We start from the raw sequence: 18,409 nt of genomic DNA, 5'->3' as shown, positions 1-18,409 counted from the left end.
TTTGGCTGCGACCGCGGCGCACCCCACCCGACCGGGTTTTCCACCCTTTCCGCGCGTGACGAACTGACCCTTATGGCATTGATTGTTCACAAGTACGGCGGCACCTCGATGGGGTCGACCGAGCGCATCCGCAATGTCGCCAAACGTGTCGCCAAATGGGCCCGTGCCGGGCATCAGATGGTGGTCGTGCCTTCGGCGATGAGCGGTGAAACCAACCGTCTTCTGGGCCTGGCCAAAGAGCTGGCGCCCGCCGGCAGCAGCGCCGCGCTGAACCGTGAACTGGACATGATTGCCTCGACCGGCGAGCAGGTCTCAGTGGGCCTGCTGGCCATTGCCCTGCAGGCCGAGGGCCTGGAGTCGGTCAGCTACACCGGCTGGCAAGTGCCGGTGGCCACCGATTCGTCCTACACCAAGGCCCGCATCGAAAGCATTGACGACACCCGTGTGCGTGCCGATCTGGCCGCCGGCAAGGTGGTTGTGATCGCCGGCTTCCAGGGCATCGACGAAGAGAACAACATCACCACCCTGGGGCGTGGCGGTTCGGACACCTCGGCCGTGGCGATCGCTGCGGCCATGAAGGCCGATGAGTGCCTGATCTACACCGATGTGGACGGCGTCTACACCACCGACCCGCGCATCGTGCCGGAGGCCCGCCGCCTGCACACCATCAGCTTCGAAGAGATGCTGGAGATGGCCTCGCTGGGCTCCAAGATCCTGCAAATCCGCTCGGTCGAGTTCGCGGGCAAGTACCGCGTGCCGCTGCGCGTGCTGTCCAGCTTCACGCCCTGGGACATCGATTTCAACGAGGAAGCCAAGTCCGGCACCCTGATCAGTTTTGAAGAGGACGAGAAAATGGAACAAGCCGTCGTGTCGGGCATTGCCTTCAACCGTGACGAAGCCAAGGTGACCCTGCTGGGCGTGCCGGACAAGCCGGGCATTGCCTTCCAGATCCTGGGCCCGGTGGCCGATGCCAATATCGACATCGACGTCATCATCCAGAACGTCTCGCATGACGGCAAGACCGACTTCAGCTTCACCGTGCCGCGCAACGATTACGCCCGCACGCTGGAGCTGTTGGAGACCAAGGTCGGCCCCGCCACCAATGCCTCCAAGGTGGTCGGCGATCCGCGCATTTGCAAGGTCAGCATCGTCGGCATCGGCATGCGCTCGCATGTCGGCGTGGCCTCCAAGATGTTCCGCGCGCTGAGCGAAGAGGGCATCAACATCCAGATGATCTCCACCAGCGAGATCAAGACCTCGGTCGTGATCGACGAGAAGTACATGGAGCTGGCCGTGCGCGCGCTGCACAAGGCCTTCGATCTGGACCAAGACGAAAAATCTTGAAGAAGTTCTTGCGAAGCCTGAAATTCTTCGTATAGAATGCAAGGCTACGCTGGAGTCGTGACCGAGTGGCCGAAGGTGCTCCCCTGCTAAGGGAGTATGTGGGCAAAACCTGCATCGAGAGTTCGAATCTCTCCGACTCCGCCAGCTGAAGTTGGCAGACTGCAAAGTCGAAAACAGACGCTGCAAAAATGCGAAACCCCTGATGAGCGAAAGCTGATCAGGGGTTTTTGCTTTGTGCGCTCGATTTTCTTATTCATCTGAGCAGTGGGCGCAAAAGAAAAGCCCGGCCGCCTTGCGGTGCCGGGCTGTGCTGATGGGCTAACGGTTTACGGAGACGTGGCGGCCGCAGCGCTTGCTGAGCCTGATTTGTTGCCCGCTGCTTCAGCAGCCTTTGGCTTGTAGGCCTCCGACACATCGCGCTTGCCGCGTTCCAGCCAGGGCACGGGTTGGTCCATCCAAGCCGGGCGCGGCGCGTTCAGCAGGTAGTGGTCGAAGAACTCGGCCATGTGCAGGCTGAAGTGCTTGATGCTGTCGCGCTCGCGCAGGCCGTGCTTCTCGCCGTTGTAGTTGAACCAGTAGGCCTCCTTGCCCAGGCGGCGCAGGGCAGTGAAGAACTCGATGGCCTGGTAGAAGGGCACGGCATCGTCCTCATCGTTGTGCACGGTGAGGTAGGGCGTTTGCACTTTGTGGATCTGGAAGATGGGCGAGTTCTCGATGTAGAGCTGCGGCTTGTCCCAGGGCGTGGCGCCGATGCGGCTTTGGCCTTGTTCGTACTGCACCGCGCGGCTGATGCCGGTGCCCCAGCGGATGCCGCCGTAGCCGCTGACCATATTGGCCATGGAAGCACCGGCCTCAGCGGCACGGAACATATCCGTGCGCGTCAGCATGTAATTGATCTGGTAGGCGCCCCAGCTGTGGCCCTGGATGCCCACACGCTTGGGGTCGGCGTAGCCCTTCTTGATCAACTCGCGCACGGCCGGCAGCACCGTGTTCATGGCGCTCTGGCCCGGGTGGCCGACGCTGAACACCACGTCGGGGCGCAGCACCAGATAGCCCTGGCTGGCATAGCGGGTCGGGTTGATGTTCTGGCCCGGCGCCGGCGCCACATGGTTGTGCAGCTTGTCCGTCATCTTTTCGTAGATGTAGACCATCACCGGGTACTTCTTGGCCGGGTCGAAGTTCTCGGGCTTGGTCAGCAGGGCTTGCAGCTTCTTGCCGTCGGCGCTGGTGTAATCCATCAGCTCCTGTGTGCCCCAGAGGTAGCCAGCCTGCTGTGGGTTGGCCTGGCTGATCTTTTTCGGCGCGGCCAGGGCGGTGTTGCTGGCCCAGAGGTCGGGGAACTCGCTGAAGCTTTGCTGCGTGTAGAGCAGGGTGTCGGCCTGCTTGGCCTTGATCACCGTGCCCAGCAGCTTGTCGGCATGCAGCAGACGCTGCGGCTGGCCGCCGGCCAATGGCAGCAGGTAGAAGCCGGTGTCGCGCTTGAGCAGATGGGTGGCGCCCAGCATCAGGCCCGCGGCAGGCAGGGGTTTGTGCTCGGGCTCTTCGATGTCCAGCACGATCTGGCGCAGCTGCAGGCCGTTCTTGCGACCCCAGCCCTGGCTGAGGTTGCGGGTGCTCAGGTCACTGAGCTGCACGGCCCAAAGGTCGTAGCGGTCGTAGAGCACGACGCTGGCGTCGCCCTCGGTCCAGCCCGCCGAGCCATAGGGTTCGGCTGGCCCGGGCGTGTCGCGCTCCTCGTTGTCGAAGTGCAGGCCGCTGCGCTTGCTGAGCTTGGCGGTCAGTGCCTGCGCCTGGCCGCTGCGCGTGTCCCAGGCCCACCAGCCGCGGTCCTCGACCTGATAGCCCAGCACATAGCGGCCGGTCGGCGAGAGCTTGGGTGCGAACTTGAGCTTGCGGGCCAGCAGCTTGGCCTCGCCGGTTTGCAGGTTGACGGCGTAGGCATCCTGCTTCTGCCCCTGCCAGGAGGCTTCGATCTGGTAGGGCAGCTCGGACAGACCGAGGCCCATCTCGGCGTTGTCGTTGATCACCACCGTGGGCAGCTCGGTGCGGGCCAGCTGCACCAGGCGCGGCGCCGCTTCGCTGCCCGTCGCGGGCAGATGCAGCACGGCGCGGTAGTTGCGCTGGCGTTCCTTGTCGGCCTTGACCTTCTGCACCGATTGCAGCTCGGGGTCTTTCCAGTGCCAGAGGTCCACCTTGATCGGCTCGGGCGCGTCCTTGGGCTCGGCCTTGGGCAGGGGCGCGGTGCCCAGGAACAGGCGCTGGCCGTCCTTGCTGAAGCTCAAGGCCCCATGCTCGCTCGGGGCCCAACCGGCGGGCAGGCCGGCCGTCTCGGCGCTGACCACGGCCAGTGCGGTTTTCTGATCGGCGCACCAGAAGAAGAGCTTGAACGGTGTCGGCTCCTCGGCCTTGTCTTTTTTGTCCTCGGCTTTGGATTCGGACTTGTCTTCCGTCTTGGCCGCCTGCGCTGCCAGATGGTCACGGTTGCTCAGCCAGGCCAGTTGCTGGCCGCTGCGGTCAAAAGCCAGCTGCCTGTAGCTGCCCGCACCGGCCAGCAGCGCTTGCGGCGTGGCGTTCTCCGCTCCCAGCTCCAGCAGGTAGACGCCTTCGCGCGCTCGCGCCTTGGCGGTGGTGGCGGCATCGGCTTTGCCTGACGGTTCTTTCACACTGACCGCATAGGCGATGCGCTGGCCCGAGCGGGCCCAGACGAAATCGCTGGCCTCTTTGTCCAGGCTCTGCCGCTGGCCGGTGGCGGCGTTGATCAGCAACAGCTCACTGCCGCTGTCCTTCTTTTTGCCGGCGGCGCTGTTCGTGGCGGCGGCGGCGGTTTGGTCACCGGCCTCGTCGCCCTCATCGGTTTTGGCCTTGGCGGCCTCGTCTTTTTTGGCGGCTTCCTTGACCGGCTCCAGCAAGAGGGCCAGATGGCTGCCGCCGTCCTCGGCCCAGGCGAAGCGCTTGACGCGCTCCAGGCTCTCGGGCTTGCCGCTGCTCAGGTCCAGCCAGCCGGCGCCGGGCTTGGGCGCGTCCTCGCCTTTTTTCTTGTCCTTCTTGGCCTTGTCCAGCTCGGCGCGGCTGGGCTGGATGGCATAGGCGACAAAGCGACCGTCGGCGCTGAAGACCGGCGCCGTGCCGCGCGGCACGCGCCATTCCTGTCCATCGGCCAGGCGGCGCAGCACCAGCTCACCGTCGCTTTCCTGGCCCACCAGGGCGTAAGCCGCCCACTGGCCGTCGCGGCTCAGGGCCGTGCCCTGGATGCTGCGCCAGCCGGCGTACGCGGCGTGGTCGATGGCTTGCTTCGCGCTGGCCGCGGGCGCACTCGCACCCACGGGCGCGGTTTCGGCGGCATGCAGGGGCAGGCTCAGCAGCCCCAGGCCGGCGCCGGCCAGGCTGATGGCCAGAGGCCATGCGCGCAGCTGCTGCTTGAAGCGAGCGGGGCGCGTCGCTGCGCGGGGGTGAGGGAGGAGGGCGGAGCCCGAAGGGCCGGAGTGGGAGCCAGACATCGCAGCGGCGCCTGCGCAAACAGGCGTGGGGAATCATCAAGCTGCGCTTTATATCAAGCCCGGGCCCGCTCCTGGGTCCGAATGGATCATGCCTCCCAGTCGGCCGTGCCGATTTCCGCGAGTTGCAGGCCCTCAAGGTGGAAGTCCGCCAAGGTCCACCACATCCAGCCGGCCAGGGCCACGGAAGGCAGCAGCAGCAAGAGGGCCAGCAGGTACAGCCCGGTGTTCATGCGCGCACCCCCGGGCTGGCCGTGGCCGCTGCGTCGGCGGGGACCTCGCTCGCTTGCGTGGCTTCGTCCCCGCCGAGCTCGGCCCGCTGCGGTCGGCGCGCGCGCGGCTGAGGCAGGGGGAAGATTAGCTCGCGCGCCGGTGCGGGCGCCGCGCCGGGGCGGACGGGCAGGTGCAGGGTGCTGCGTGTTTTCATGACGTCCTTGATAGTGGAGGAGGTGAAGCAAGTGCGGCAAGTGAGGCAACTGAAGCAAGAGCTGCGGTTGTAGCGGCGCCGAGGCCCGAAGTCGGTTCGCCAGCGCACCGCGCCTGCCGTGACGCCTTGCTGCGCCGCCCTGCCGCGCCTGCCGGGTGCGCTAGGGCACAGACCGGGGCCAGGCACCCGCCCTAGGCTGGAGTTCTGAGCTGCCATCCCGGCGGCCCTGGAGGACCCACACCATGAGCTACGAAGACCGCGATCCCTACGGCATTTACAAGAGCAATGCGCAGCGCAAGAGCAGCAACGGCACGGGCACCGGCCCCGGCCCGCAGCTGATGGGCGCCGACACCTTGATCGGCAACGATGTGGTCAGCCTCAGCGAGGACGATCTGGGCGACATCAAGGAGCTGATGCTGGACATGAAGACCGGCCAAGTCGCCTACGCCGTGCTCGCCTTTGGCGGCTTTCTCGGCATGGGCGAGAAGCTGTTTGCCGTGCCCTTCAGCGCCCTGCGCCTGGACACCTTGCACAAGCGCTTTGTGCTCAATGTCGAGCGTGAGCGCCTGCAGGGCGCGCCCGGTTTCGACAAATCGCAGTGGCCCGATATGGCCGATGCCGAGTGGGCGCGGAGTGTCCATGCCTACTATGGCAGCAAGCCCTATGCCGACAGCATGAATCGCTGAAACCCGTGCCTGACGGCACCGGGGCAATGCAGCGGCTATGCTCGGCGGGTCTCGTGGTTCGCCACCCGGCCCGCCTGTGCGGGCCCCGCATGGAGTCTTGTGTCCCGTGAATTCCAAGCTGCAGCACTACATCCAGCTCGCCGCCCTGTCCGTCGTCGTGATCGGCTGCTTCCAGATCCTGCAGCCCTTCATTCCGGCCCTTTTGTTTGCCGCCGTGGCCTGCTCGGCCAGCTGGCCCCTGCATCTACGCCTGCGGAGTCGCTTGAACGGGCGTGCCACCGTGTCTGCCGCGGTGATGACCTTGCTCTTGGTCGTGCTGGTCATCGGTCCCAGCAGCTTGCTGGCCATGAGTCTGGCTGATGATGTGACCCATGCCGTTGAGCGTGTGCGTTTGCTGCTGGACGCCGGGCCCATGCCGCCACCGGCCTGGTTGCGCGAGCTGCCCCTGGTCGGCGTGCCGCTGGACAACTACTGGCACCGCATCGCCGACAGCCGCGAGGAGTTCGTGGCCCTGCTCAAAAGCCTGATCGAGCCCACCAAGACCGTGCTGCTGGTGGCCGGCCGTGCCGTGGCCGGCAGCTTGATCCAGATGCTGTTTGCCGCCTTTGTGTTGTTCTTCTTCTATCGCGATGGCGAAAAGCTGGTCGCGAGCGCACGTGCCATGCTGGGTACCTTGGCCGGGGGGCACGGCGATGAGATTCTCGACACCGTGCACCACACCGTCACTGGCGTGGTGCACGGCATCTTCGGTACTGCCTTGGCCCAGGGCCTGGTGGCCCTGGCCGGCTTCTGGGTGGCCGGTGTGCCCGGCGCCCTGGTGCTGGCGGCGGCCACGTTTTTCCTGTCCATGATTCCGGTCGGCCCGCCGCTGATCTGGGGCGGCGCCACCATCTGGCTGTTCCAGCAGGAGCAGCCCGGCTGGGGGGTGTTCATGTTGCTCTGGGGCTTGCTGGCCATCAGCAGCATCGACAACGTGGTCAAGCCCTTGCTGATCAGCCGCCACAGCGCCTTGCCCATGCTGCTGATCGTGCTGGGCGTGTTCGGTGGCATCGCGGCCTTCGGCTTCATCGGCATCTTCATCGGCCCGCCCATGCTGGCCGTGGGCTTGAATCTGGTGCAGATGTGGACAGCCCGTCCGGCACCGGTCGTTGCGGCAACGCCAAGCGCAGCGGCGCCGGACCAGCTTCTCTGATCGGGCGCCGCTGCGGGCTCCGCGGTGCGCAGGCTGAGGATGACTACTTCTTCGGAACCTTGCCATCATGGGCGGGCTTGGGGCTGCTGAACCAGCCTTCGCTGGCGCGGCGTTCCCAGGCGGCCAGCTGCTTTTCAGCTTCTTCCTTGATCAGGCCATAGCGTTCCTGGATCAGGCCGGCCAGCTGGTCGCGGCGCCCGGCCACCACGTCCAGATCGTCGTCGCTGAGCTTGCCCCACTGCTCCTTGGCCTTGCCGGCCGCCTGCTTCCAATTGCCTTGTATGCGATCCCAGTTCATGGTGGGTGTCCTTTGAGGGTGAGTGTGTGATTGAACGTTCAAGTGCTCGAGTTGCCGGGGCCGTTCAAGGCCGGACGGCGATCTCGTTCTTCACCGCCTTGACGCCCACCACCTTCCAGGTCAGCGCCTCGGCCGTGGTCTTTTCGCGGCTGCTCTTGGCAAAGCCCGAGAGCATCACCGTGCCTTGCAGGGTTTCGACGCTGATGGCCGAGGCGTCGACATCTTTGTTGTCAATGAAGCGGCCCTTGACGGCCGTGGTGATGGCGCTGTCGTCCAGATAGGCGCCGACGGTCTCCTGGCCGCGGGTGACGGCACAGCCGCTGCCCATCAGCAGCAGGCTGGCGCAAAGGCCGGTGTAGATGCCGCCGAGGATCAGGGTTCGGAGTGGCGGGCGGGTGAGCTGTGGCCTGACTTGATTCATGATGATTCCTTGCTTGAAAGGCCGCCGGCGCGGGATGCGCCGCAGCGGGCTACCGTCACTATCCGGCGGCGCCGGGGGCGGCCGCCTAGGGCAACAGCGCAATCCGCTGTAGGACAAGAGGCCTTGAGCCCGAATCGGCCGCCAGCGTTCGCCAGCGAACCGACGCGCTCCGCCTCACACCCCAGGCTCGCTCATCCGTGTCAACACCTTGGAGCACCCGATGAGCACCCCGATCACGATCACCACGCCCCGACATGTCCGGGCCCGGGCCTGGGCCGCGCTGTGCGGCGCCGGCCTGTTGGCGGCTTGCGCCAGCATGCCGCCGCCGACCGAACAGATGACGGTGTCCACCGCCGCCCTCAACAGCGCGACGGCATCCGGCGCCGGGCAATGGGCGCCGCTGGAGCTGCGCAATGCCCAGGACAAGCTGACCCGAGCCGAGCGGGCCATGAACGAGAAGAACTACGAACAAGCGCTCTGGCTGGCCCAGGACGCGCAAGTCCAGGCCCAGCTGGCCGAGAAGAAAGCCGGTGCCGGCAAGGCCGGCAAGGCCGCCGATGAGCTGCGCGAGGCCAGCCGTGTGCTCAGCGAAGAGCTGCGGCGCAAGACGCCCTGAGCGGCCTCGATTCCATCCCGCGCATCCCTCCCATCTCTCCGACAAGGACACCCCCGCCATGAAATCTCCCCGTCGCATCCATTCCCTGTCCCTGGTCAGTGCGGCCTTGCTGGCCGTCTCGGCCAGCCTGCTGGGCTGCAGCAGCCTGCCCAGCGACAACCTCCAGCTCGACCGGGCGCGCAGCGATTACCGCAGCGCCCAGGCCGACCCGCAGACGGCCGCCCATGCCGCCAGCGAGATGAAACTGGCCCGCGAAGCCCTGGACCGCGCCAACAGCGCCTGGGCCGCACAGGACGCTAGCGCCAAGGTCGATCACCTGGCCTTCCTGGCCCAGCAGCAGGTCGCCATCGCCCAGGAGACCACGCGCCAGAAGCTGGCCGAGGCGGCGGTGAGCAGCGCCAATGCCCAGCGCGACCAGATCCGCCTGCAGGCCCGCACGCAAGAGGCCGATCGCGCGGGTCAAGCCGCCGGCATCGCCCAGGCCCAGGCGGCGCAGTCGCAGCAGGACAGCCTGAACGCCCAGGCGCAGACGGCCGCCGTCCAGCTGCAGGCGCAGAACCAGGCCGAGCAGGCACGCATCCGCACCTACCAGCTGGAGACCCAGATCCGCGAGTTGCATGCCAAGCAGACCGAGCGCGGTCTGGTCATCACCATCGGTGATGTGCTGTTTGACAACAACCGCGCCGAGCTCAAGAGCGGTGCCCAGCGGGATCTGGAGCGTCTGTCGGTCTTTCTGAAGACCTATCCCGAGCGTCGCGTGCGGGTGGAAGGTTATGCCGACAGCGTCGGCAGTTCCAGCAGCAACGAGTCGCTGTCCGGCCGCCGCGCCGAGTCGGTGCGCAGCGCCTTGCTGGCTCTGGGGGTGGAACCCGGCCGCGTGGTGAGCCAGGCCATGGGTGAGACCCACCCGGTCGCCAGCAATGACAACGCTGCCGGCCGCCAGCAGAACCGGCGGGTCGAGATCGTGCTCTCGGATGAGAGTGGGGTGATGGCCTCGCGCTGAGCGCGCGGCCGGTCAAGAAGAAGTGAAGGGCGGCCTCGGCCGCCCTTTTCCATGGGCGCATGCCCCGGCGCACAGACCTCAGAGTTGCAAGACAAAGCGCGCCTCGAGTGGCAGCCCGGCGAGGGCCTGCCGCTGCCCTGGTCGCAGCAGCTGCGCCGCTTGTTCGTGCGCCAGGGCCTGGGCTTGCGCGGGCGTTCCGCGCAGCAGGGTGATCTGCAGCAGCCGGCCCTGGCGGCGCAGGATCAGGCGGGCTTGCGGCCAGTCCAGGGGCAGGCAGGGTTGCAAGCTGAAGTGGTCCGTGCCCAGCGCCAGGCCGAAGATGGATTCCAGCGCCGCCCGGTGCAACCAGGCGGCCGAGCCGGTGTACCAGCTCCAGCCGCCGCGGCCGGTGTAGGGCGGGGCGCTGTAGACATCGCCGGCCACGGCATAGGGCTCGGCGCCGTAGACCCGGCTCTGGCGCGGGTGGTTGGTGCGGTGGGCCGGGCTCAGGTAGCGGAAGTAGCGGTAGGCGTTCTCGCTGGCGCGTTCGGCCTGGGCTTGCAGGGCTGCCGCCGCCAGGGCTTGGGGCTCTCCCTGGGTCAGCTCCAGCAGCTGGCGCGCCAGGCCGGCCTGGGCCATCAGCGCCCACACGCCGGCATGGGTGTACTGGCCGCCGTTCTCGCGCACACCGGGTGGGTAGGCCTGGATGTAGCCGGGGTTGTGGGCGTGGTCGGTGCCGGCGGCCCCCGCTTCTGCAGCATCCTGCAGCGGCGGGTCCAGCAGGCGGATCAGGTCGGCGCTGCTGTCCACGAGCAAGCCATCCATCGAGGCCAGGGCGCGCGCCTGCAGGTCCAGCGGCGCAGCGCCGGACAGCACGCTCCAGGCCTGGGCAATCAGGTCAATGCGGGCCTGGCCCGGCTCGGGCTTGTGAGCCTGGCCGCCCAGGGCCTGGCCGTCGTCGAAGTAGGCGCGGGTGAACCAGGCCCCGCCCCAGGCCGTGCCCAGCAAGGCCTGCTGCCAGCCCTGCGCCGCGTCCAGCCAGCGTTGCGCCCGCAGATGCTGGCCGCGCGCCTGTGCCAGCGGCGCAAAGTCCATCACCAGGCGCCAGAGCAGCCAGCCCAGCCAGACCGATTCGCCCTGGCCGCCCTGGCCCACGCGGTTCATGCCATCGTTCCAGTCGCCCGTGCCCATCAGGGGCAGGCCATGGCGGCCCACGCGCAGGCTGCGGTCGATGCTCAGCGCTGCATGTTCGTAGACGCTGGCCCGCTGGGTGCTGATGCCGGGTCGGGCGTAGCGGTCCTCGCCCAGCTCGGGCGGCTCCACGCCGTTCAGGAAGGGCACGCTTTCGTCCAGCAAGCCCGCATCGCCGTTGATGCGCAGATGCTGCAGGCAGGCCAGGGGCAGCCAGAGCAGATCGTCCGAGCAATGGGTGCGCACGCCCGCGCCCAGCGGCGCATGCCACCAGTGCTGCACATCGCCCTCGGCGAACTGGCGGCTGGCATGCAGCAGGATCTGCGCGCGCAGCAGCTCGGGCGCGGCCCAGGCCAGGGCCATGGCGTCCTGCAGATGGTCGCGAAAGCCCGTGGCGCCCCCGGCCTGGTAGAAGCCTGCCTTGGCCCACAGGCGGCAGGCCAGGGTCTGGTAGAGCAGCCAGCGGTTGACCAGGGCGTCGAACAGCGTGTCGGGTGTCTGCACCTCGCTGGCCTCCAGCAAGGCGTCCCAGCGTGCCCGCACCAGGCTCAGGCGCTGCAGCGGCGGATGGCGCACGGCCTGGGTCAGCAGGCGCTGGGCCGCGGCCGGGCTGGCGGCATGGCCGAGCAGAAAGGTCTGCTCGCAGCGCGCGCCGGCCGCCAGGGTCCAGCGCCGGCTCAGCAGGGCGCAGGGGTCCAGGCCGGCGCCCTCCACCTCGCCGCCATGCTGCGGCAGCTGCAGGCGGCCGCGGGCGTCGAAGCATTCGCGGCGGTCGCAGCTCCAGTCCAGGCTGTCCTCGGGGCCGGCCGTGCCCGGGGCCATGGGCAGCAGGGTCAGGAAGGCCGTGCTCTGGCCAAAGCCGGCCGAGCCCTCGCGCTGCGTGCACAGCAGGGCCAGGCCGCCATCCAGCTGCAGCATGCGGCTGTCGCAGCTCATGCGCTCGCTGCGCTGCGCGCCCATCAGCCATTCGACCAGGCCGATCAGGCGCAAGCGCCGGCTGCGCTCACCCGCGTTGTGCAGGCGCAGCTGCACCTGCTTGATGGCCTGCTCGGCATCGACACACCAGCGCAGGGTCCAGCTCAGGCTTGCGCGCTGCTGGCGCATCTCGGTCCAGCCCTGGCTGTGACAGACCTGGGCCGGCGAGCCCTCGCCCCAGGCCGAGGGCGCCAGGCTCCAGACCTCCTGGCTGGCCTCGTCCTGCAGCAGCCACCATTCGCCCGGGGTGTCGGCCACCGGGTCGTTGGACCAGGCGCTGAGCTGGTGCAGGCGGCTGTTCAGCGCCCAGCTGTAGCCGGCGCCGCTGTCCGAGACCTGGGTGCCGAAGCCCGGGTTGGCCAGCACATTGATCCAGGGCCGCTCGGGCCTCTGGCGCGCGCTGACCTCGAATTCGAAGCGCGCGCCGTCCGGGCTGAAGCGCCCTGGGTCGGCCGGCTGCCGCGCCGCGCTGCGGCACAGCGCCACGACCTCGGCGCCGCCGTCCTGGCGCTGCTGGCAGGCGGCCTCGAAGGCGGCGCTCCAGACCCGCACCTGGTGGTGCAAGGGCCGGCCATCGGCTTCCAGGCAGACGCTGGCCAGCGCGCGCAAGCTGCCCAGCTCGGCGGGGCTGACATCCTCGGCGCGCAGCAGGTGGAACAGGGTGCGGCTCGGGCCCGCGGCCTTGCCCTGGGTGTTGTGCGTGTTCTGCATCTGCGCCTGGGCGGCGCCTTCGGCGAGATGGCGTTCGCGCAGGGCCGCCAGCTCGCGCTGCAAGGCCATGTGGTAGGAGGCCGATTCGGCATTGATCACCACCAGATCGCAGGCCACGCCGGCCCAGGCCCAGAGGTTCAGGGCCTGCGCCAGGCTGCGCAGCAGGCCCAGGCCTTCGATCACCCCGGCCTGCACGACGATCAGCGGCCGCTCGCCCGAGATGCCGAAGCGCCAGAGCAGGCTGCGATCGCAGCCGGGCGTGCCGTCCAGCAGCCCGCCCGCTGCCTCTTGCAGCTGCGGGCGGCTCAGGCTCAGCAGCAGCGCGCTGCTCAGGGTCTGCACGGCCGCCAGATTGGCCGGGCTGATGCGCAGGCTGCGCAGGCGGATGCCGCAGAGCGTGGCCGACATCAGCGAGGCACGTTGCACATGGGCGGCCTGCCGGTACTTGTCGATCACCGCATGCAGCGTGCCGGCCTCGCGGCTGGCCGCGGTGGCAAAGGTCAGCATCAGCTTGCCCTGGGCCGGGATGCGCAGGCGCGCGGCCAGCACGCAGACCGGGTCCAGGCCGGTGTCCAGCACCACCGCCTCCTGCCCGGCCGGCACGGCGCGCAGCTGGCCACGCGGGCGGCAGGCCGGCTGCAGGCGGCCGCGCCAGAGCTGGCGGTCGGTCTGCAGGGCCAGTCCTTGCAGGCCGCTCTCGGCTGCGGGGCTCTCGGGGCAGAGCTCGGTCAGGAAATGCGCCAGCAGCAGCTCGGGCTCGCCCGGCAGGCGCGGCTTGCGCTGCAGCAGCAGGGCTTGCTGCGCCGCCTGCCACTGGGCGCGCAGAAACAGGTTGCTGAAGGCCGGGTGCGCTTCGTCGGCGCCGGCTTCGGCCAGGGTGGGCTCGAAGGCCGAGATCAGCTCGAGCTCCAGCGGCCGATCACCGAGGTTGTGCAGCTCGACCTGGCGGAACTCGATGTCGTCCTCGGGGCTGACCCAGACGGTCAGCTGGCTGCTCAGGCCCGGCCAGTGCGCGCTCAGGCAGACGCGGTCGGGGTGGAAGCTGCAGCGGTAATCGGCCCGAGCATCGGGCGCGGGATGCTGGGTCAGCGAGACCAGGCGCTGCGGCTCGGCCGGGTCCAGGCCGCGCAGAAAGAGAAAGCTGCCGTACTCATCGCGCAAGGCATCGTCGCGCTGGCGGCTCAAGCCGCTGCTGCCCAGCTGCGAAGCGCCGGCCCCGTTGGGCCGCAGGCTCAGGTGGTAGCGGCCGTTGGAGAGCAGCTGGCTGGGCTCGATGGCGGCCTCGCCCGGGTCCACCTCGCGCAGCAGGCCGCTGACGCGGCGCTCGAACACCGGCGCCGGCAGCAGGGCCACCGGCAGGCTCAGGCGCGGCAGCTCGCGCGGCGCACGCTCGTGCAGCAGGGAGGCCACCGCCTCCAGCGGCGCATAGGCCATGCCCCAGCGCTGCACCTGACCGTCCAGCAGCACATTGGCCAGGGCGACGATGCTCATGCCCTGGTGGTGGGCCATGAAGGTCACCACCGGTACGCAGCCGGCCAGGCGGCGCTCGGGCAGGCCCGGGCCTTGCTCCTGGCCCTGGCGTGCCGGGCTGAAATCCAGCGCCTCGATGAAGCCGTAGCGGCCGCGCGCAGACAGCTCCTCCAGCAGGGCGAAGTTGCGGCAGGCCAGGCGCGGCTCCAGCTGCGCGGCCAGGGCGGTGGCGTAGGGCGCGATCACCAGCTCCTCGGGCGGCGTGCGGCGCAGGGCCAGGCGCGGCACGCCTTGCGGCGCGTACTGGTAGGCCAGGCTGTGGTCGCGCCCGGCATAGGCCGATTCCGAGATGCCCCAGGGCAGGCCGGTGCGGGCGCCAAAGGCGCGCTGCTCGGCAATCGCCGCACGGCAGGCGCCGCGTAGGGCGCTGCCCACCGGCTCGTCCAGCATCAGGCTGGGCATCAGGTACTCGAACATCGAGCCCGACCAGGAGCGCAGGCCCGCTGCCAGGCCCGAGGCAAAGAAGGGCCGGCCCAGCGCCGCCCAGTGCCGCACCGGCACATCGCCCTTGGCCATGGCCAGCAGGCTGGTCAGGCGCGACTCCGAGGCCAGCAGGTCGTAGAAGCCGGCGTCCAGCTCCTGCTCGGCCACGCGGAAGCCGATGTGCAGCAGATGGCGCTTGGGGTGGTAGAGAAAACCGAAGTCGGGCTCGGCGGCGAGCGCTTCGCAGCGCTGGGCCAGGGCCAGCAACTGGGGGCTGGACGTGGCCGTGCGGCCCTTGGTCTGCGCCTGAATGTCCTCCAGCGCCGAGCGCAGCAGGTTCAGGTGGTCCAGCAGCAGCCAGTTCAGCTGCTCGCGCGGGTCGCTGCTGAGCTCGATCGGTGCCTGATGCGCGCCGGTGCTGCGGGCACGGCGCTGGGCCAGCTCGCCGGCCGCCTGCTCGAGCAGCAGCTCGAAGCCTGCCTCATCGGCGCGCGCCTGGGCCAGCGGCGCCGGCAGTTCGATCAGCTCGCGCAGGCGGGGCCAGCTCGGTTCCCGACCTTCCCTCGCCAGCGGCCACAGCACCCGCAGCGGCTGCAGGCGCTGGTGTGAGTCTTCCAGCGCAGCTTCGGCGGGGCCGCTGGCCCAGGGCGCCAGCGCCAGGCTGCGGCAGGCCTGGGCCACGGCCAGCAGATGGCCGCAGAGATTGCCGCTGTCCACGGTGGAGACATAACGCGGCAGCAGGGCGGTGCCAGTTTCGGTGTCGTACCAGTTCAGCCAATGACCGCGGTGGCGCTCCAGCGCGGCCAGGCTGTCCAGGGTGGCGCTGAGGCGGCGCATCAGCTCCTCGCTGCCGATCCAGCCGAACTGGCGGGCGCAGGCCACGCTCAGCAGGTAGAGGCCGATATTGGTGGGCGAGCTGCGGTGGGCCACCATCTCCTGCGGCAACAGCTGCAGATTGTCGGGGGGCAGCTGCCGGTCTTGCGGGCCGACGCAGCGCTCGAAGAAGCGCCAGGTGTCGCGGGCAATGCCGCGCAGATAGCGCTGCTCGGCCCCGTCCATGCGCTGCGATCGCCGCCCGGCCTGCAGCCAGCCGGGCCGGCTGGCCCAGGCCAGCCACAGCGGGCTGGCGGCCCAGAGCAGGCACAGGCCCAGGGCCAGGCGCGGTGCGGTGGCGGGCGCCAGGCTCAGGCCCGCGGCCAGCAGCAGGCCGGCCACGGTGACGCGGCGGCGCCGGGCCCAGATCGCTGTCCAGTGCGTGCCGCTGTGCAGCAGGGCCGCCTGTGCGGCGGCGGCCGTGGTCCATTGCAGCAGCAGGCGGTGGCTGTGGCCGCTGCGCCAGAGCGCGCGCACGATGGCATCCAGGGCCAGGGCGCTTTGCTCCAGCAGCAGGGCCAGCTGCCAGAGGCTGGCCAGCAGGGCCCGGGCCAGCTCGGCCCCGCCCTCGCGCAGGAAGTGACCGAGGGCGATGCCGCTGCGGCTGGGCAGCAGGCCGGCCAGGGCACCCAGCAGCGGCCCGGCCAGATGGGCGGCCAGCACCAGAGCCAGGGCCGCGCCCGGTGCCAGCCAGAGCCCGGCCGGCAGGCCCAGGGCCAGCAGCAAGAGCAGCAGCGAGGCCGGTGCCACCAGGGAGCGGCGCAGGTTGTCGGCCAGCTTCCAGCGGTTCAGCCCGCCCAGCCGCAGGGCCTGGCGGCTCCAGCGCTGCGGAATCAGGGCGGGCAGCAGAAACGGCAGCAGCTGCCAGTCACCGCGGATCCAGCGGTGCAGGCGCGAGGCGGCCACCTCGGCATGAAATGGCGCATCCTCGACCAGGCTGATGTCGCTGACCGCGGCGCAGCGCGCCAGCGCACCTTCCAGCAGGTCGTGGCTCAAGACCTGACCCTCGGGCAGGCGGCCGTTCAGCACGGCCTGCAAGGCCTGCACATGGAGCAGGCCCTTGCCGCTGAAGCTGCCTTCGTCGAACAGGTCCTGGTAGGTCTCGGAGCTGGCCGAGCCGTAGGGGTCGATGCCGCACTGGCCGGCAAACAGCCAGTGGTAGGGCGTGAAATCGCTGCGCGCCGGCAGCGGCGTGACCACGCGCGGCTGCAGGATGGCATAGCCGGCCAGCACGCGGCGCGGCTGTTCGGGCGCGGCGCCGGCCTCGCTCAGGCGCGGCTCGTTGCGCGGGTGGGCGGCCACGCCGACCAGCTCGCGCAGGCGGCCGGGCGGCATCTGGGTGTCGCTGTCCAGGGTCAGCAGGTGGTGGATGCCCGGCGCCGGTTGCGAGAGCCGGCCCAGTTCGACAAAGGGTGACACCGCCTCGCCCGGGCAGGCCAGGTGCTCGACCAGCTGCTCCAGCTTGCCGCGCTTGCGCTCCCAGCCCATCCAGCGCTGCTCGCTGTCGCTGAAGCGGCGCGGGCGGTGCAGCAGCAGAAAGCGCGCCGGGGCCTCGGGCGCCACCGGCGCGGCGCGGTTGAGCGCGCCGAGGGCGGCGACGGCGGCGCCGAGCAGGGCCTCGTCGCCCTCGCTGCTGGCCTGATCGGCATCGGCCCAATCACTGAGCAGAGCGAACTGCGCCTGCGGCTCGGGGTTGGCCAGCTGGTGCAGGTGCAGGCGGTGGGCCAGGGCGGCGATGGTGGCCGCGTCGCTGAGCAGCACCGGCATCACCACCAGCACACGCTGGGGCGGTGGAATGCCCTCGGCCAGGGCCAGGCGGGGCAGCTCGGCCGGGCGCAGCGATTCGCTGAGCAGGCGGTTCATCAAGGCCAGGCAAGCCTCGGAGGCCGGCAGCAGCATCAGGGCCGCACAGGCCAGCAGGGCCGGCCAGGGTGCGGCCGCCAGCGAGGGCTCCAGCCACGAGAACATGGCCAGCACCGCGGCCGTGGCCAGGCCCAGGCTGCCGAGGTAGAGCGGCAGGGCACGGCGGCGCAGCACGGCGCGCAGGGCCAGGCCGGGCGATTCGCGCAGGCCCAGGGCCTGCAGCAGGACCGGTCGCCCTTCGCCTTGCAGCCAGTGGCCGCAGGTCTGGGTGTGGGCCGCCGGGACATCGACGCCGGCGCGCGGGCAGCGCATCACATCGAGCAGCAGCTGGGCCACGCCCAGCTCGCTGCGGCCGCAGCGGCGCGCCAGCGCCTCGATGGCATGCAGGGTCTGGTCACGGGTGCGGCTGTGCTCGGCGGCAAAGCTCTCGCAGCCCAGCAGCAGCTGAATCAGCGGGCTGCTGCGGGCGATGATCTCGGGCCAATCGGCCTCGCCGATCACGCGCAGGGAATGCACGGCGTTGCTGACGCTGAGGTTGTCGGCCGTCTGCTCGGCCGCTTGTTGCAGCTGGGCGGCGGCCGGGTCGGGCAGGGCTTGCAGCAGCCAGGCGCGGCGGGCCTGGCTGGCCAGAGGCGCCGCCGCATCCAGCGGCTCGGCACGGTGCAGCAGGCGCTGGGCCATCTGCGCCAGAAAGGGCTGGTCCAGGCCACGCTGCTGCAGGGCGGCGCGCTGGGCTTCCAGCGAGGCCACGTCGAGCTCGGCGATCCGGTCACAGGCCTGGTTGGCCAGCTCGCGCGCGGCCTTCTGGCCGGCCACGCGCTCGGCCAGGCGGCGCAGGTTCTCGATCAGCACCACGCGCAAGGTGGTGGGCAGGGCCCAGATCTCGCCCAGATTGAGCGGCCGCACGCCTTGGTAGGCACACAGGAAATGGACCAGCAGGTCTTCATCGAAGGCGCCGTCGGTGTGGGCGATGCAGGCCCAGGCGACGCCGTAGACCCGCGGCAGGCCGGCCAGCGGCTCTTCGCTGAGCACGGGCAGGGCGCGGAAGTAGCGCCGCGGCAGGCCTTGCTGCACCTCTTGCAGCTGGGCCTCGATCAGGTGGAAGTTGTCGAGCAGCCATTCGGCCGCCGGGCTGATGTCGAAGCCGGTGCTGGCCTGGCGGGCCAGGAAGCGGTGGGCCTGGCGCAAGCTGTCGATATTGCTGCGCAGGCGCGGCACAAAGGTCTGACCGCGCCGCTGTTCGCGGGCCGCGCGCACCCGGTGGGTGGCGGCCAGGCTGCGGCCATGCTGGGCAAAGCGCTGCTGGCCAAAGATTTCCGCGCGGATGGGCGCCAGCATGCGGCCCTGCCGGGGGTCGAGCAGGGCGTGCAGCAGCTCCATCGC

At 69.7% G+C, this 18,409-nt stretch carries 11 protein-coding genes and 1 tRNA gene; 6 read left to right on the top strand and 6 right to left on the bottom strand.

Annotated elements, in window-relative coordinates; genetic code table 11:
- Positions 1-72 precede the first annotated feature (72 nt).
- Both AC1Q6P_RS00375 and AC1Q6P_RS00370 read left to right on the top strand, forming a co-directional pair.
- Positions 73-1,344: an aspartate kinase gene (locus tag AC1Q6P_RS00375; RefSeq protein WP_492663875.1), complete on the top strand. Its 1,272-nt coding sequence runs from the start codon at positions 73-75 to the stop codon at positions 1,342-1,344.
- A gap of 51 nt (positions 1,345-1,395) precedes the next feature.
- Positions 1,396-1,488: transfer RNA gene (locus AC1Q6P_RS00370), tRNA-Ser, on the top strand.
- A 182-nt stretch (positions 1,489-1,670) separates the two neighbouring features.
- Here the strand turns inward: AC1Q6P_RS00370 and AC1Q6P_RS00365 are convergent.
- The 3 genes from AC1Q6P_RS00365 to AC1Q6P_RS00355 form a co-directional block, all read right to left on the bottom strand.
- Complete coding sequence (locus AC1Q6P_RS00365) at positions 1,671-4,841, bottom strand: alpha/beta hydrolase family protein (protein WP_492663874.1); 3,171 nt, start codon at positions 4,839-4,841, stop codon at positions 1,671-1,673.
- Between the two features lie 86 nt (positions 4,842-4,927).
- Positions 4,928-5,071, bottom strand: coding sequence for a hypothetical protein (locus AC1Q6P_RS00360; protein WP_492663873.1), 144 nt, complete (start codon positions 5,069-5,071; stop codon positions 4,928-4,930).
- The gene (locus tag AC1Q6P_RS00355) at positions 5,068-5,265 is read right to left on the bottom strand and encodes a hypothetical protein (protein ID WP_492663872.1); all 198 of its coding nucleotides are present in this window, start codon (positions 5,263-5,265) and stop codon (positions 5,068-5,070) included. Before AC1Q6P_RS00355 ends, AC1Q6P_RS00360 begins: the two co-directional genes overlap by 4 nt.
- Positions 5,266-5,507: 242 nt before the next feature.
- Here AC1Q6P_RS00355 and AC1Q6P_RS00350 point away from each other — a divergent pair, with 242 nt between their 5' ends.
- Positions 5,508-5,951, top strand: coding sequence for a PRC-barrel domain-containing protein (locus AC1Q6P_RS00350; protein ID WP_492663871.1), 444 nt, complete (start codon positions 5,508-5,510; stop codon positions 5,949-5,951).
- Positions 5,952-6,057: 106 nt separating this feature from the next.
- Positions 6,058-7,143, top strand: a complete 1,086-nt coding sequence (locus AC1Q6P_RS00345) for an AI-2E family transporter (protein WP_492663870.1) — start codon at positions 6,058-6,060, stop codon at positions 7,141-7,143.
- A gap of 43 nt (positions 7,144-7,186) precedes the next feature.
- Here the strand turns inward: AC1Q6P_RS00345 and AC1Q6P_RS00340 are convergent, their stop codons facing one another.
- A complete protein-coding gene (locus tag AC1Q6P_RS00340; RefSeq protein ID WP_171825988.1) occupies positions 7,187-7,441 on the bottom strand; it encodes a CsbD family protein in 255 nt (84 codons plus the stop codon).
- 64 nt (positions 7,442-7,505) lie between these two features.
- On the bottom strand, positions 7,506-7,769 hold the full coding sequence (locus AC1Q6P_RS00335) for a BON domain-containing protein (RefSeq protein ID WP_223696594.1): 264 nt from the start codon (positions 7,767-7,769) through the stop codon (positions 7,506-7,508).
- A 313-nt stretch (positions 7,770-8,082) separates the two neighbouring features.
- Here AC1Q6P_RS00335 and AC1Q6P_RS00330 point away from each other — a divergent pair, with 313 nt between their 5' ends.
- Together AC1Q6P_RS00330 and AC1Q6P_RS00325 are read left to right on the top strand one after the other, a co-directional pair.
- Entirely contained in the window at positions 8,083-8,478 is a 396-nt protein-coding gene (locus AC1Q6P_RS00330; RefSeq protein ID WP_492663869.1) for a DUF4398 domain-containing protein, read from the top strand.
- A 58-nt stretch (positions 8,479-8,536) separates the two neighbouring features.
- Positions 8,537-9,481: an OmpA family protein gene (locus AC1Q6P_RS00325; RefSeq protein WP_492663868.1), complete on the top strand. Its 945-nt coding sequence runs from the start codon at positions 8,537-8,539 to the stop codon at positions 9,479-9,481.
- A gap of 78 nt (positions 9,482-9,559) precedes the next feature.
- Here AC1Q6P_RS00325 and AC1Q6P_RS00320 read toward each other — a convergent pair whose 3' ends face one another.
- A complete protein-coding gene (locus AC1Q6P_RS00320) occupies positions 9,560-18,406 on the bottom strand; it encodes a GH36-type glycosyl hydrolase domain-containing protein (RefSeq protein ID WP_492663867.1) in 8,847 nt (2,948 codons plus the stop codon).
- Positions 18,407-18,409: the final 3 nt, after the last annotated feature.

It is taken from the genome of Roseateles sp. GW835-FHT13E02, from assembly GCF_058794035.1.
Note: the sequence above shows the minus strand (reverse complement) of the source record. Positions and strands in the feature narration are given on the sequence as shown.

Coding starts and splice junctions, on each gene's coding strand:
- AC1Q6P_RS00375 (WP_492663875.1), top strand. CDS start 73: ATGGCATTGATTGTTCACAAGTACGGCGGCACCTCGATGGGGTCGACC.
- AC1Q6P_RS00365 (WP_492663874.1), bottom strand. CDS start 4,841: ATGTCTGGCTCCCACTCCGGCCCTTCGGGCTCCGCCCTCCTCCCTCAC.
- AC1Q6P_RS00360 (WP_492663873.1), bottom strand. CDS start 5,071: ATGAACACCGGGCTGTACCTGCTGGCCCTCTTGCTGCTGCTGCCTTCC.
- AC1Q6P_RS00355 (WP_492663872.1), bottom strand. CDS start 5,265: ATGAAAACACGCAGCACCCTGCACCTGCCCGTCCGCCCCGGCGCGGCG.
- AC1Q6P_RS00350 (WP_492663871.1), top strand. CDS start 5,508: ATGAGCTACGAAGACCGCGATCCCTACGGCATTTACAAGAGCAATGCG.
- AC1Q6P_RS00340 (WP_171825988.1), bottom strand. CDS start 7,441: ATGAACTGGGATCGCATACAAGGCAATTGGAAGCAGGCGGCCGGCAAG.
- AC1Q6P_RS00335 (WP_223696594.1), bottom strand. CDS start 7,769: ATGGGCAGCGGCTGTGCCGTCACCCGCGGCCAGGAGACCGTCGGCGCC.
- AC1Q6P_RS00330 (WP_492663869.1), top strand. CDS start 8,083: ATGAGCACCCCGATCACGATCACCACGCCCCGACATGTCCGGGCCCGG.
- AC1Q6P_RS00325 (WP_492663868.1), top strand. CDS start 8,537: ATGAAATCTCCCCGTCGCATCCATTCCCTGTCCCTGGTCAGTGCGGCC.
- AC1Q6P_RS00320 (WP_492663867.1), bottom strand. CDS start 18,406: ATGGAGCTGCTGCACGCCCTGCTCGACCCCCGGCAGGGCCGCATGCTG.